This window comes from Hymenobacter frigidus, assembly GCF_014640435.1.
Lineage (GTDB): Bacteria > Bacteroidota > Bacteroidia > Cytophagales > Hymenobacteraceae > Hymenobacter > Hymenobacter frigidus.
Map to the genome: position 1 here is coordinate 12,606 of NZ_BMGY01000035.1, position 13,515 is coordinate 26,120.

18 protein-coding genes are annotated in these 13,515 nt (G+C 59.3%); 4 read left to right on the forward strand and 14 right to left on the reverse strand.

Annotated features, from left to right (window positions below):
• Positions 1 to 43 precede the first annotated feature (43 nt).
• Together IEW17_RS15645 and IEW17_RS15650 are read left to right on the forward strand one after the other, a co-directional pair.
• Positions 44 to 1,714, forward strand: coding sequence for a molybdopterin-dependent oxidoreductase (locus IEW17_RS15645; RefSeq protein ID WP_188562999.1), 1,671 nt, complete (start codon positions 44 to 46; stop codon positions 1,712 to 1,714).
• 9 nt (positions 1,715 to 1,723) lie between these two features.
• A complete protein-coding gene (locus IEW17_RS15650) occupies positions 1,724 to 1,945 on the forward strand; it encodes a hypervirulence associated TUDOR domain-containing protein (protein WP_229749045.1) in 222 nt (73 codons plus the stop codon).
• Between the two features lie 290 nt (positions 1,946 to 2,235).
• Here the strand turns inward: IEW17_RS15650 and IEW17_RS15655 are convergent, their stop codons facing one another.
• The 13 genes from IEW17_RS15655 to IEW17_RS21515 form a co-directional block, all read right to left on the reverse strand.
• On the reverse strand, positions 2,236 to 3,129 hold the full coding sequence (locus IEW17_RS15655; RefSeq protein WP_188563000.1) for a Rieske (2Fe-2S) protein: 894 nt from the start codon (positions 3,127 to 3,129) through the stop codon (positions 2,236 to 2,238).
• Between the two features lie 160 nt (positions 3,130 to 3,289).
• On the reverse strand, positions 3,290 to 3,643 hold the full coding sequence (locus IEW17_RS20985; protein ID WP_229749046.1) for a hypothetical protein: 354 nt from the start codon (positions 3,641 to 3,643) through the stop codon (positions 3,290 to 3,292).
• A gap of 30 nt (positions 3,644 to 3,673) precedes the next feature.
• On the reverse strand, positions 3,674 to 4,345 hold the full coding sequence (locus IEW17_RS20990) for a glycoside hydrolase family 1 protein (RefSeq protein ID WP_229749047.1): 672 nt from the start codon (positions 4,343 to 4,345) through the stop codon (positions 3,674 to 3,676).
• Positions 4,346 to 4,399: 54 nt separating this feature from the next.
• A complete protein-coding gene (locus IEW17_RS20995) occupies positions 4,400 to 4,537 on the reverse strand; it encodes a hypothetical protein (RefSeq protein ID WP_229749048.1) in 138 nt (45 codons plus the stop codon).
• Between the two features lie 142 nt (positions 4,538 to 4,679).
• Complete coding sequence (locus IEW17_RS15665; protein ID WP_188563001.1) at positions 4,680 to 5,252, reverse strand: hypothetical protein; 573 nt, start codon at positions 5,250 to 5,252, stop codon at positions 4,680 to 4,682.
• A 65-nt stretch (positions 5,253 to 5,317) separates the two neighbouring features.
• A complete protein-coding gene (locus IEW17_RS15670) occupies positions 5,318 to 5,545 on the reverse strand; it encodes a hypothetical protein (protein WP_188563002.1) in 228 nt (75 codons plus the stop codon).
• A 304-nt stretch (positions 5,546 to 5,849) separates the two neighbouring features.
• Complete coding sequence (locus IEW17_RS15675; protein WP_229749049.1) at positions 5,850 to 6,440, reverse strand: hypothetical protein; 591 nt, start codon at positions 6,438 to 6,440, stop codon at positions 5,850 to 5,852.
• Positions 6,441 to 6,503: 63 nt separating this feature from the next.
• Positions 6,504 to 8,858, reverse strand: coding sequence for a multicopper oxidase domain-containing protein (locus IEW17_RS15680; protein WP_188563003.1), 2,355 nt, complete (start codon positions 8,856 to 8,858; stop codon positions 6,504 to 6,506).
• A 97-nt stretch (positions 8,859 to 8,955) separates the two neighbouring features.
• The gene (locus IEW17_RS15685) at positions 8,956 to 9,318 is read right to left on the reverse strand and encodes a class I SAM-dependent methyltransferase (RefSeq protein ID WP_188563004.1); all 363 of its coding nucleotides are present in this window, start codon (positions 9,316 to 9,318) and stop codon (positions 8,956 to 8,958) included.
• Between the two features lie 404 nt (positions 9,319 to 9,722).
• Positions 9,723 to 10,076 (reverse strand): DUF6799 domain-containing protein, encoded by a 354-nt coding sequence (locus tag IEW17_RS15690; protein ID WP_188563005.1) that lies wholly within the window; start codon positions 10,074 to 10,076, stop codon positions 9,723 to 9,725.
• Between the two features lie 377 nt (positions 10,077 to 10,453).
• Positions 10,454 to 10,663, reverse strand: a complete 210-nt coding sequence (locus tag IEW17_RS15695; RefSeq protein ID WP_188563006.1) for a heavy-metal-associated domain-containing protein — start codon at positions 10,661 to 10,663, stop codon at positions 10,454 to 10,456.
• Positions 10,664 to 10,842: 179 nt separating this feature from the next.
• The gene (locus IEW17_RS15700; RefSeq protein WP_188563007.1) at positions 10,843 to 11,184 is read right to left on the reverse strand and encodes a four-helix bundle copper-binding protein; all 342 of its coding nucleotides are present in this window, start codon (positions 11,182 to 11,184) and stop codon (positions 10,843 to 10,845) included.
• Positions 11,156 to 11,512: a helix-turn-helix domain-containing protein gene (locus tag IEW17_RS21515; RefSeq protein ID WP_373286170.1), complete on the reverse strand. Its 357-nt coding sequence runs from the start codon at positions 11,510 to 11,512 to the stop codon at positions 11,156 to 11,158. Before IEW17_RS21515 ends, IEW17_RS15700 begins: the two co-directional genes overlap by 29 nt.
• On the opposite strand from IEW17_RS21515, the gene IEW17_RS21000 reads away from it, so the two are divergent.
• Together IEW17_RS21000 and IEW17_RS15710 are read left to right on the forward strand one after the other, a co-directional pair.
• The gene (locus tag IEW17_RS21000; RefSeq protein ID WP_229749050.1) at positions 11,399 to 11,707 is read left to right on the forward strand and encodes a hypothetical protein; all 309 of its coding nucleotides are present in this window, start codon (positions 11,399 to 11,401) and stop codon (positions 11,705 to 11,707) included. The two genes, IEW17_RS21515 and IEW17_RS21000, sit on opposite strands and share 114 nt — an antisense overlap.
• 156 nt (positions 11,708 to 11,863) lie before the next feature.
• On the forward strand, positions 11,864 to 12,142 hold the full coding sequence (locus tag IEW17_RS15710) for a DUF1294 domain-containing protein (RefSeq protein WP_188563009.1): 279 nt from the start codon (positions 11,864 to 11,866) through the stop codon (positions 12,140 to 12,142).
• A 245-nt stretch (positions 12,143 to 12,387) separates the two neighbouring features.
• Here IEW17_RS15710 and IEW17_RS15715 read toward each other — a convergent pair whose 3' ends face one another.
• On the reverse strand, positions 12,388 to 13,494 hold the full coding sequence (locus IEW17_RS15715; protein ID WP_188563010.1) for an erythromycin esterase family protein: 1,107 nt from the start codon (positions 13,492 to 13,494) through the stop codon (positions 12,388 to 12,390).
• Positions 13,495 to 13,515 lie beyond the last annotated feature (21 nt).

The following is a 13,515-nucleotide window of genomic DNA, read 5'->3' on the forward strand; positions in this document are numbered from 1 at the left end:
GGAGCTACTTTCGGTAAACACGTTTTTCCTTTCCAACCCAACTATGTTTACCAACTTCAACGCGGCGGAACGCGCTGTGCATTACCCCGCCGACCGGCGGCTGGTGGCCCGGTTCCAGCCGGGGGCCTTGGCGGTTTGCGCGGCGCTGGTGTTGGTGCCGGTGGGGCTTGCCTGGGCGCAGTACCTGGCCTTTGGGCTGCCCACCGACCCGTCGGCGCGGCTGGTGGCCCCCACCGCCGCCGACCCGCAGGGCTTTCCGGCGTGGCTGCGCATCGGCCACTGGGTAAATTTCTTTTTCCTGGTGCTCATCGTCCGCAGCGGGCTTTCCATCCTGGCCGACCACGCCCGCTTGTACTGGAACAACGGCTGCGCGCCGGGCACCGACTGGCTCCGCTTCACCCCGGTGGCCGTGCCCACCGACCGGATGTGGACGGCCAAAGAAGACGCCCGCTACCTCAGCCCCGTGCTGGGGCTGCCCGGCTACCGGCACACCGTGGGACTGGCCCGGCACTGGCATTTTATCACGGTACCGTTTTTCCTGCTCAACGGCGCGGTGTTCATCGCCCTGCTGTTTTTCACCAACCAGTGGCGGCGGCTGGTGCCCACGTCGTGGCAGGTGGTGCCCGACGCCTGGAGCATTTTCGTTCATTACGCCACGTTCCATTTGCCGGTGGAGCCGAACGGCTTTTTTCACTACAACGCCTTGCAGCAGGTGTCGTACTTCGCGGTCGTGTTCCTGCTCGCCCCAATTTCAATGCTAAGCGGCATGGCCATGTCGCCGGCCATTGAAAATCGGTTCCACTGGTTCCCCAAGCTGTTTGGCAGCCGACAGGGGGCGCGCTCGGTGCATTTTTTGGTGACGGTGGCCTACGTGGCCTTCACCATCATTCACGTGGCGATGGTGGCCGCCACCGGCCTCACCCGCAACATGAACCACATGGGCACCGGGCGGGATGACTCCGTGAGCCACACCGGGCTCTGGATTGGAGCTGGCGTGCTGCTGCTGACCGTGGCCGCCGCCGTGGGGGCGCAGTGGGTGTCGTGGCAACGGCCCCGCGCGCTTCAGCAAACCGCGGCCGCCATCAACGGTAACCTGTGGCGGTTATCCATTGACCAATTCAAGCCCACTGCCTACTACAAAAAAGCCGACATCACGTCCTACTTCTGGCTGAACGGCAAACTGCCGGATTCGGAGCAGTGGCGCACCCTGGCGGCTACCAACTTCCAAGATTTCCGACTGAGCGTGGGCGGCCTGGTCGAAAACCCCGTCGAGCTGTCGCTGGCCGACTTGAAAGCGCTCGGTCTGGAGCAAAACATCACGATGCACCACTGCATTCAGGGCTGGTCGGGCATCGCCGAATGGGGCGGGCTGCCCCTGCGCAAATTGGTTGACTTGGTGAAGCCCCACGCCGCCGTGACCACCGTGGCGTTTTACTCCTTCGGCGAGGGCCTGTACGGCGGCGCGTACTACGACACCCACACGCTGGCCAACTGCCTGAAACCCGCCTGCATCCTGGCCTGGGAAATGAATTACGCGCCCCTCTCCGAAGGGCACGGCGCGCCGCTCCGGCTGCGGGTGGAAAACCAGCTGGGCTACAAAATGGTGAAGTGGGTTTGCCGGGTCGAGTTCGTGGAAAGCCACGAGCAGGTCGGCAAAGGGTTCGGGGGCAAAAACGAGGACGACGAATACTTCGATTTGCTAGCCGACACGTAAGAGGAACGCATGGCTATAAAACCGAAATTTAGCGTGGGCGACCACGTACGGTGGAACTCCGAAGCCGGCCGGGTGTCGGGCACCATCAGCAAGGTCCACACCGCTGATTTTGCGTACCAGGGCTACACGCACCACGCCAGCCCGGCGGAGCCGCAATACGAAATCAAAAGCGACAAAACCGACCACGTTGCCGCGCACAAAGGCACCGCGCTGACGAAACTGCGGGTTTGACGACGGATGGTGCGGCAGGAAAAGGCCAAGCCTCAACAACGGCTCTAACGAACCGCTACACGGGAGAAAATAATCGGACCATCTGAACCATCGGCCATTCCACTCGGAGCCGGGAGGAGTTTTTGGCCGCGCTGCACCCTTGGGTGTTGTTAAACAAATAGGGTAAAACCGCTGAGTCACCGCCAAGCAGCCGCAGAGCAGGTGCTACCGCATCAAGAGTATGCCTTCTGGGCAGGGCCGAAGAAAAGAAGGTGCGTTAGGTTAACGAGGGGGGGGGGCGCTCGTTGCGCTTACTTATTTTGGGGTTGGAATAGGCGCACTTCGATTTGCCCGTTGGTCACGCGCACGTCAAACTTAGGCTGCGGCTCGGTGGCCGGTCCGGCCAGCACCCGTCCGTCTGCCAGCGAAAATACCGAGCCGTGCCAGGGGCAGCGCACACTACCATCGGGCAGCAGCGCACCCTCGGAAAGGGGACCACCCAAGTGGGAACACGTGTGCGCAATGGCAAAGATTTCGCCGTCCTTGCGGGCCAGCAGCACCGGTATACTCCCCGCCTGGACCCGTCGCATCGTGTTTTCGGCCAGTTCGGCGTCCGGCAGTACGGCCACAAACTCCTTGGGATATTCGTCCGACGTAGCCGTATGGTCCACGCCCACTTGTTCGGCGTAAACCAAGTGCCCGCCCAAGTAGGCCGAGGCAGATACGATGCCGTAGCCCACCAGCGCCAGCCCAATGGCCGGGCCCCGGGAGTCCTGGCGCCGCCGTAGTATGTAGGAGGTGGCATAGAGCGCCGTGGCCCCGATGTTCAGGAAGGCGTGCAGCAGCCCGATTCTACGTTTTTTCTTAGTTAGACCCGTCCAATCCGTCAAACCGGTTACCGCGGCGCCCAGGGCCCCGACTAGCCCAATGGCAATGGCGGCATCAGCGCCGGGGGCATACTTGCGCTGGCCACTTAGCTCCAGGCAATCCAGCACGGCCGCTGCCGTCCACGCGCCAATGGGCACGTCGGTAATGACCGGATGCAGCGGGTGTCCCAGCCAGGTACCGTGCAGGAAATCCTTGAGTTGCTGCCCGGTTTCGCCGCCCGCTTCAAACGCCTTGATGATGGCGGGCTGGATGGCGTCGCCGGCCGTACCCAGCCAGTCCTGGCGAGTAATCGCATCGATGATGGTTTCTGGCTTCATGGCGTTTTCAAAGGTTTAATAGTGACAACAGAATAGCTATTTAGGGCAGGTGTTTTACCCTCAGGGATTTGGGAGGAAAGGGCCGGTCAGTAAATTCCAGCAAACGGCACCGCTAATGCACTTTTTTTTCTATACGCCGTAGCTTATGCACAAGTTGTAACTACCTGTCTACATTCGCATTAGCAGTTGGCGGCGCGGGGCCGTCCTGCTCAGGTATCGGTACCGATTGATACGCCGGCACGTCTTCCCGCTGCTTTTTGGCCCACCCGTAATTGTGCTCGCTGGGCATCACGATGGGCACTTGCAGGCACATACTTTGCGTGGGCAGCACTTGGTACCAGTCGGCGATGAGCGGCTGGTACGCCGTACCCACGGGCCGGATGTTGCGGTCGAGGTCGTAGAGGCCCACGGGATTCATGCGGCCGTTGTTTTCGCGCAGGGCCGAGTCCCAATCCACCTGGTCGGTGAGGGAATACCAGGTGAAGCCGACGATGGGTACTCCATCGTTACGCACGCGCAGCACATTGGCCCATTCTTTATAGAGTTAGTTTACGGCCTCGTCGCGCCAAAGGCCTTCCCATAGGTTGGTCTCGGTGTGCATCACGGGCAAATGGTAGCGGTCGTAGTACTGCATAGTGATGGCGTGGTAGCCGAATATTTCGCCCGAGGCGCGGGTGCTGCCATCGGCGGCCACGCGGTGCTCGTTGGTTTTGTAGTAGTCGTTGCCCATGATGCAGTGGTGCTTCGGGTTGCCGTGCCGGAAGAAGTGATATTCGTCCCGCGTAATGCCATTGTCCAGCAGGTAGTCGTGCATTTCGGAGTTCACGCGCTGCCCGTAGTTTAGGTCCAACGACAAAAACCGCTTGGCATTCATTTGCTCGGCGGGCTTGATGGCGGCCGGATTTTCGGCGTGGTAGTATTCCGACGACTCACTCTGAATGAAGATGGCATCGGGGCGCACTTCCAGAATACCCTGCATGGCCAGCACGTTGGCCTTCATAAGGTGCTTGAGCGCCATCACAAAGACTTGGTCGCTGCTCAACTGCCCATTCCACCACCCGTAGAGGACCACGTACATTTCGTTGATGGGCGTGTAGAGCTGCACCCACGGAAAACGACGGGCAAAGACCTTGGCGTATTGCGCGAACAACGCCGGGAAATTGGGGTTCTGGAAGTTGCCAATCCAGTCGGGCACCCCAAAATGGCACAGGTTCACAATGGGCACGGTGTCGCGCCGCCGCAGGTCCCGGAACGTGGCAACGGCAAAAGCCTAATCGTACTTGCCCGGTCCCAAAAACGTGGTGTGAATGGGCGGCCCGTACCGCAGAAAGCGGATGCCCAGCTCCTGCACCAAGTCGAAATCCTTTTGCCAGCAGGTGTAATGACCACTCTTTTCCAGCTCATCCACGCGTTGCTTACCGTGTTGAATAGTTGGGTTACTGTTTTCGACGCCCGTGGCAAAAGGAACTGAAGGCCCATAAAGAGTGGCTAAGAAGTGAGCACAAGGGCAGCGTGCATACCGGGGTATTCTCAGGGCACGAAAAATTCGGCTACCCTGAACTACTTCCTGAAACGGATTTGGGAGCGGAGGGTCCTGCTTTCGGTGTCGTGAGATAGGAACTCAGGCTGTAAATCAACAGCGGAAGGACGGTAAACTGGAGAACCGGGGTAACGCCTACTCCAATGCCCGGAATAAGCGGCATACCATCGGTGTAAGCCCAATTTCCCGCGGCCAGATGAGCCATTTCGGAAACGACTGCTCCCGTACCACCCACCACCATCAACCAAAAACCGCGCCTTGCGGTCAGGGGATGAGCCCACATACCGTTTCGGTAGACAAGCGCAAAACCAAAGTACAGCAACACCGCTAAGATGGCATCCGCCAGCGAGGCCAGGGCTAAAAATGTAACGTGTGCGAAGTCGTAGCCGCATCCCTTATACAGGGGACAGTGGCTTAACTCCCAGGCAAAATTCAACAGAAAAGCCAGAACAGTTACCCAGCTGATAAACCGTCGGAATAGGAATTTGTCAGCCGTGCGCTTGCGGAAGTAGGCATAGAGCCATGCCGCGCTGAGCAGCGCTATTGTTGGAGCTACGAACATCGCCGGGGTAAGGTTGGTCATCTCTTGTTGATGTATGCCAGGTAATTATCAATGATTTTGCCCGCCGGCATGACTCCGGTCGGATTTTAATGGTGCTTGTAGTATCCCACGCCTTTGAGGTCATTCCACGCCGTGGTTTGGTGGCGCTTGTTGCACTGCGCGACCACGACCCCACCGCAGCACGCCTTCGTTTGTCCGTTGCCTTGCACGACCACCGCCTTGTCCACCATCTGAAAGTGCATCATGTAGTGGCTGAGCGGGGCCTGGCAAGGCAGGATTCGAAGGCTGGAGCTTTTGCGGCGAAGTTTCGTCATCGTCTTTCGCACTACAGCTAGAGCAGTTTTCAGCAATTTTTCGTCCTCAACCGGGTATTCACTTTTCTATTCGGTAAAGCAGCAGGACGGCTACCCCCGGCAGCGTGAGCCCCGCCAGCAGCCACTTGAAGTCGGAAGCGAGCAGAAATTCACCGCCGTCATCCCGCCAATCGAGCATCTTCCGGCAGTAAGGGCAGGTGCAGCAAGAGGAAATAGCAATCGATGCTGAGCAAACGGAAGCCCCGAACGCCAAAGCTTTGGAGTACAGGGGTACCGTTTCATGTGGGCTGTTGGAAGAGTGCCCTCAGTGCGAAACAGTGGCAGCCTGGCTCTGCCGGAGCAGCCAGTTGAGTTTGGTCATGTGGTGCATGGCATCGTAGGCGGTCAGGTCCCCATTCTGAATTTGGGCGTCCAGCAGGTCGTGGAAGCGGTGGTTGTTGGGGAAGGCTTTTTTGGCCGCAAGCAGCGTCAGGGGCTGAATGGGCGCGGCGGCCGTGGTGCTGAAAAACAGGTGCACGTAGCCAGGATTCTTGCCCACGGCGGGCTGTTCCACTTTGTAGAGTAGTATCGCTTTGCCAGGGTTCAGGATGGGATAGTGCTGGTTGCCGGAGGCGAATCGGTACTCGACCCCGTCGCAGTCGCGGTAGCCGAAGAGGCTGTCCTTGGCCACTTGGTAGGGCTTGCCCCCGTGAATTACCGTCAGGTAAGGCTTGCCGTTGAATTCGTGGAAGCGCAACTTGTGGGTTGCTGTTTTGCAGTCCACCGCCAGCGTGAGGCGGTGGTTGCGGAAGTCTTCAACCGAGCGGTGTAGCCCACTGCCGAATGATGGGGACTGGCCCCGACCCGTAGTAATTAGGGCAAAAAAGCCCAATAGAGCCATCAGAACCGTTTTCATGATGATTGGGAAAGGTTAGTTAATCGTTCGGCTACATCGGCGGTACTCCACCCGCATCAAGGCTTAGTAGTGAAACGTGAGGCCGGCGCCCCATTTGTAGTCACTGTCGTAGTTAGTGCTCAGGGATAGGCACTTGCGCACCATATAGCGAAACCCCACCGTGTATTCCTTGTCGGTATTGACTCTTAAATCAGCGAAGACATTGTTGCTTAGCGGCAGGTCGCGGCGTTCCAGCTGCAGGCGCAGCTTGCCCGTGTTGTCGACGCGCCATTCCGAGCGCACCAGCAGGGGCAGCAGGTAGTACACGCCGGCATCCACCACGCGGCGGTTGTTTTTCGTGTTCGTTTCGCTTTCGGTCCGCAGGGTCTTGTTGTTGCGGGAATCGAAGCCGACGTAAGCGGCCAGAAACTGCCGCTTGTCGAGGTAGCGCAATAGATGGGTTTCGGTTTCGTAGTCGCCCCGGTAATTAAACCGGCCCTCAAATTCCAGGGCGTTCTTGTTGTTGGAGACGTTGGCTTCCAGAAAAGTAGCCTGCGAGTGCACCGAGAAGTCCAGCCACGGGTAGCGGGCGTTGTCGCCGGCCTTTACCACTTTGTACCCGGTTTTGGCAAACTCATTTTGCGGGCTGCCCTCGTAGCTGATGACGCGGCCCATGCCGGCGGCCATGTGGTAGAGGGTATGGCAGTGGAAAAACCAGTCCTGCTCGGCGTTGGCCGCAAACTCAATGGTGACGACGCTCATCGACGGGATATCAAACGTGTTTTTCATCGGCGAGTAGGCGCCTTGGGCGTTCACCAGGCGAAACACATGCCCGTGCAGGTGCAGCGGGTGGCGCATCATGGTCAGGTTTTGCAGCACCATGCGCACGTTCTCGCCCTTGCGGATGGGAATGGCATCGGCCACGGACAAGGTCTTGTTATCGAACGACCAGATGTAGCGCAGCATGTTGCCGGTCAGCGTGAGCTTGATTTCCCGCCACTTGTGGGTCGAATCCAGCGTAGTAGGGCGCGGCGCGCGGAGCCGGTTGTAGTTAAACTCACCGGCCATGCCGCCCATGTCCATCCCGATGCCCTGGTCCTGCAGGCTGCCCATGCTCAGGCCGTTTCGTTCCTGCCGGTTCATCGGCCGGTCGCGGGGGGTGGGCACGGGCGCGGCCGGTTCGGGGCTGTTTTGCATCTTCATGCCCTTCATGTCGCCAGCGTTTGGCGCAGCCTGGCCCTTCTTGGCCGTGCTCATCTGGCCGGCCCCGTCGGCGCTCAGGCCGGTCATCGGGCCCATTTGGTTCATCTCGCGCGTCAGCTGGAAGTAGTCGAGCTTGGGCAGGTCGGGGGCCTTCATGGCCTCGCCGCTGCCAAAGTAGGCGGAGGTATAGCCCGTCACATCCGAGGACGTGGCCCGCAGCTCGGCCGCGCCAATGGGGGGCACGGTGATGAGTAAATCATAGGTTTCGGCGGTGGCGATTTCCAGCTTGGTGACCGGAAAGGGCACCACGTCGTTGCCGTCGGCGGCGACGACCTGCAGGGGGCCGCCGGCGTACTGAAGGTGGAAATACGACGAGGTGCCGCCGTTGATGACGCGCAGACGAACGACTTCGCCGGGCTGCGCATCCTTGAAATAGGCCTGTTCCTGGCCGTTTACCAGGAATTTGTTGTAGAACACATCCGACACGTCCATGGCCGGCATCCGGCCCCACTCCTGCTTCACCTTATCCTTGAAGTAGCCAGCCGCCAGGGCCTCGCCGTAGCTCTGGGTCGCGCCTTTTTTCACGGCGTACCACTCGCCGGCCCGCTTGAGGTAGCGCAGCACCTCGGCGGGCCGCTCGTCGGTCCAGTCGGAGAGCAGCAGCACGTACTCCCGCATCGCGGGCTTGCTTTCTTTGGGCTGAATCACGAACGAGCCGTACATCCCTAGTTGCTCCTCCAGGCCGTGGGCGTGGTACCAGTAGGTGCCGTGCTGCACGAGCGGAAAGGTGAACGTGTGCGTGGTGCCGGGCAGAATGGGGGCCGTGTTCAGGTAGGGCACCCCATCCTGGGCGTTGGGCAGAATCAAGCCATGCCAGTGCATGGACGTGGCCCCCTTCAGCCGGTTGTGCACCCGCACCACGGCCGTGTCGCCCTCGGTGAAGCGCAGCGTGGGGCCCGGCAGCCGGCCGTTGATGACCACGGCCGAACGAATTTTGCCGGTGAAATTGACCAGCGAGTCCATTACGTACAAATCGTACTCCACGCGCTTGCCGACCTGAGCCGGCCGGGCACCGGTGGTCGCGCCGGCCGGGGCGGCTTTGGGCGCGGGGACCGTCCGGGGCGGCTGGGGTGCCGCGCTGGCGGGCATCTGCATGCCGGGCATGGTTTGGGCCACAGCCGGCAAGAAGGCCGGCAGCAAAACCAGCAGCGGGAATAAGACAGTTGATAGTTTCATTCGGGGGGCAGCGGCTGAAATCGGCCGGCTATGGAAGGGGCGCCAAGCGGTGCAGCACGATGCGGTGCTAAGCGGATAAAAAAGAAAAAAGCGTCTTTCAGGGCCGAGCCACGACCACGTGGCCCCACGCATTGAGGTAGTTGTAGGGGAAGGGAAAGCGCTCAAAAACGACATCCGGGAACCCGGCTTGTTGAAAGGCAGCGCGCAACTCCGTTTTCCCGTACAGCTGGGCGTGCCACCATTTCGTAATAAAGGGCACCATCAGGGCGTTCTGGCGGGAAACGAAGACGACCAGCGTGCCCGCCGCTTTGGGCAGGTATTCGAGCATGGCCGCGGAAACAATCAGGTCGTAGTCCTGCCACGCGACAAGCAAGGTATCCAGGTGCCGGACATCCGCCACCGCGAGTTCGACCCCGGCAATGGCTGCCCGCTGCGAGGCTTGCCGGAACCGGCTCAACATGCTTGTGGGTCAAATCAAACGCATCGACGTGAGCGGGCTGCCAGCCGCGCTTGGCCAAAGCCGCGTGCAGGGCCAGCGTGGCGGCCCCGGTGCCGCAGCCCGCGTCGAGCATTTTCAGGGCGGGCCGCCGAAAAGAGGCGTTGGCAAAAAAACGCGCCAGTCCCTGCGGGTAGCGCAGCAGCCCAATCATGGCCCCGTACAGGTCCGGAAAGGCCGCGGGCCGGCGGTGCCGAGGGCGTTATAGTGCGGTTGGACACGGGCCAAGGCTGTAAGAGGGCAGTTCCCTATCCAGGTGAGGAGAAGCAACAAGCGGGGGCGTTGTGGGAATCAGCCAGTCAGAAAAGGCGAGGCGCCGCACCAGTCCAACGAAGACCAATGCAGCGCCCCGTCCGCTGGTACCGGGCTTACATTTTCATCGCTCCCATCTTGCCGCTCTTCTTCATGGCGTCCATGGTGGTCATTTTGCCATTCATCATCATGCACTGGCCATTGGTCATGGTCATCTTGGTGCCGTCCTTCTTCATGCAGGTGCCGTCGGTCATGCACATGGTGCCGTCGCTCATGGTCATGTTCTCAGTCATGGGCATCATTTTGCCGCCCTTCATCATCATCATTTTGCCGTCTTTCATCATGCAATAGTCTTTGGACATCTTGCCCATGGACTTGGCGGTTTTGGTTTTCGGAGCCGTTTGGGCAGTGGCGACGGTGGTGAGCCCGGTGACGAGCAGGGCGGAAAGGAGGTAGGCGAACTTGTTCATGGTTTGAAAAGAAAAATGTGGTTGATAAGCGCTAAAATGAGTGACCTCTCCGCAAGTGCTTCAGCCAGTTGGGTCAGAGGAAGCAAAAAGAGTAATGCAAAATTCGGCCTTGCCACCCCCCGCTGACATGACAATAACAGGCTCCGTCAATGACATTAATCACCTAACGTGCTCATTATGAATATGGATTCACACGATTAGACCTACTTGCTTGTTGAATTACCAGGGGTTACGAAGCCTGGTAATAGCAGCGGCAGCTCCCGCTTGCGTTGCCCCCGGTGTGGGCCAGCATGTTACCAGCTATGTCGTTCACCTTATGGGCCAGAAACAAAAACGCCCGGCAAAGCCAGGCGTTTTAATGGGGGAAGCGCGGACGCTTAGGCCGCCTGAATCTTAAAGCCCGCGTTTTCGACGGCCTGCACTACTTGCTCGGCCGTGACCTTGTCGGAGGTGACAGTGAGTATTTTGTCGGAGTTGGCCGTATCCACCTGCCAGTTGCCGGCGCCGGCCTGCTGGTTGAGCGTGGGCGTAACGGCCTTGAGGCAACCACCGCAATTGATGTTGGTTTTAAACTGAAGGGTTTTCATGAGAGCCAGAATTAGGGTAGGCCGAGCGGGTCGGTTTCAGGTGGATAACGCCAAAAAGTACCGGTACGTGCATTGAAAGGGGTACAGAATTGCGCTACCAGCTTACATGATTTGCACACTCCTGAAACACAAAAAAGCCAGCTCGCATGACGCAAGCTGGCTTTTTTGTGCTGAATTGTTTAAGCAGCCGTGCTCATGCCCTGACGGCAGGCCTGCTCGCACCGACGACAGGCTTCGGCGCACTCCTTACAATGCGCGAAGTGGGCACCGTGCTTTTCGCACTCGTCGCCGCAGGCCTTGCAGATTTCGGCGCACTCCTTCAGCAGGTGGGCAGCGTGCTCCGAGCCGCGGGCCACGAAGCGGGCGGTCAGGGCGCAGATGTCGGCGCAGTCGCGGTCGAGCTGAATACAGCGGGCCATCATTTTTACGTCCTGCTCACTGAGGCAGGCGGTGGCGCAATGCTCGCACGAGGCGATGCAGGCATTGAGGGCGTCAAGCAATGATTGGTTTTGAGCGTGCATGGGAAAGAGGATTAGGTGGATGATGGTATGTGATGGGTTTACTCCCATTAGCCGGCCTTGTTATGCACGATTGCCAACCACTCCCTGTATAATTCACACGATTACCAAAATCATTATATTCTTCAGCGCTGAGCTGACTTACCACAGTTGCCAAGCATTGCCGTCGGTATTCGGTGGGCGAAGTGCCCGTTTCGCGCTGGAACTGCCGCGACAAGTGCCCCAGGTTGCTGTAGCCCAACTCCCGCGCCACGCGGCCCACGGGCAACGTCCCCTCGCGCAGCAGGCACTGGGCCGCTTCCACGCGCTGCCGGATGATGAAATGCTCCAGGCTAAGGCCTTCGGTGGCGGAAAACACGTCGCTCAGGTAGGCAAACCGCCGCTGCAGTTGCTCGCTAAGCTGCCGCGAAAAGTGGCCGCTGCGCAGCACCGCCGGCTCGGTGGCCAGCAGGTGGGCGATGATTTCCTTGATTTGGGCCACCAACCGCTGCTGCGGCTCGACCTTTTCTTGAACGCAGCTCCATAACTTGCGGCCCCGCGGGTGCAATCGTCGTCTGTCAACCCACGGGTATCCCGTCTTCCCCTCCCCTTTTTGAACCCGCCCACCCGGTTCAGACCCCTGCCGCGACCACCCGGGCCGAAACCCGGAACAGACGACTCCGAAAGGCCCGCCGACCGCCCCATGAAACTACTCCTGAGTTGCCTGTTGTTTTTCAATCTGCTGTGTTTCCTGCTCTTTGCCCTGGATAAACGCAAAGCCCAACGGGACCAGCGGCGCATGGCCGAAAAAATGCTGCACCTAGCCACGCTGCCGGGCGCGACGCCCGGCGCGTGGGCGGCTATCTGGCTGCTGCACCATAAAAACCGCAAGGCTGCTTTCTGGGGCGTTACCCTGGGGCTGACGCTGCGGCAAGGGGCGGTGCTCTATTTCACGTGGCCCTATTTTCAGGCGCCGTTGTAACCGGGTCAACCGCCTGCTTGCGGGGAACTGGGCCCTGCACCAGGCAAGCACGGGGAGTTCCGGAGCCGAAGCGCAGCGGCGGTCATTCGATAGGGTTCACAAAAACGACCGTTTGCGCAAACTGAAAAAAGGGTTTCATACTGGTACATGACCCCGCGATACACAACAAATGGATGCCCCCGAAAGGCGCGCCTTTCAAACTTGGCCACTCCAGGCCCACCTTCGTCGGTGCCCCCTGGACCGCCTCACTTCGGCCCTGGCGGCACCGACGGCGGAATCCAATGTTTCTGGTAAACGGCTTCCGTGTAGAACAACCCGTCCATCACGAGTGGTAATCGCATCTGCGTTTCCCGGTACCCAAACGGCATGGCAATCAGGGGCTCTCGCAACCATTGCGGGAGCGCAGGCTTGCGAAAGTCGAGGAACAGAAAGGGCTGCTTCGTCTGCTCTAGTAGGTATTCTATGCTGTTTTGCTTGTGTTTCTTCACATTCAGCACGTGAAAGAAAAGAAGCTTCCCAAATTCGCCCCGGTAGCCCGTAAACCCCATGTGGTAATAGTGCTCGCCGTAGGCCTGCTTGAGGTAATCTCCCACCCTCGGATTCTGGTGGTAGAATTTGCGCTCGATATTCGCCCCGTTATACGTGAGGTGAGAAGAGGCCGACCACACCATCATTTTTCGGTCGCGGTACAGTTCGCGCTGGAGGAAAACGAGGTTATCGCCCATTTGCCGGTCCCGCACCTGTTCGTCTGATTTCGCGAACTTCTTGGCTATTTCGGCAAGCGCGCTGCGACAGAATTGCTGCCAGAACAAGTGGTCCGGTAGCCGGGCTGTCGGCGAGACGGCCGTTGCTTTCAATTCAGCAAGGATGCCTTTGAAGGCCGTGTTTAGGACCAGCGTGTCAGCGGGGCTGGGCTTGGTGAGATAATCGGAGATGGCGACCGCCCGCTTTAAGGAAGCGCTGAACGCGCGCCATTTGGCGGTGTCCTGCACCAACCCCGAGTGGACAGCCTGCAGGTAACGTCTCAAGTCGGGAAGCAGGCTCTCGTCAGAGTAAGGGCCGGAGAATTTGCAGTCCATTCCGGCCAGTATCAGCGGCTTATCGGTGTTCTTCTGTTGGTCAATGTAGGCAAACAGCTCCTGCGTTTCCGTACTAATCCAGAACGGATAAAGTGACTTCCGCGCGGCATCAATGGTCAATTTCCCGGCTTGGATTTCCTGCCAGGCCTTGTAGCAGTCATAAAACCCACTCTCAAAAGCAATGACGCTAAATCCCAGTTCCTGATGCAGAAATTTAACGAGCCGGGTTTTGGCCTTGAAGGCACTGCCGTCGTAATGGATTGGCTCGCCCAATCCGACAATAGTAACCTGCTG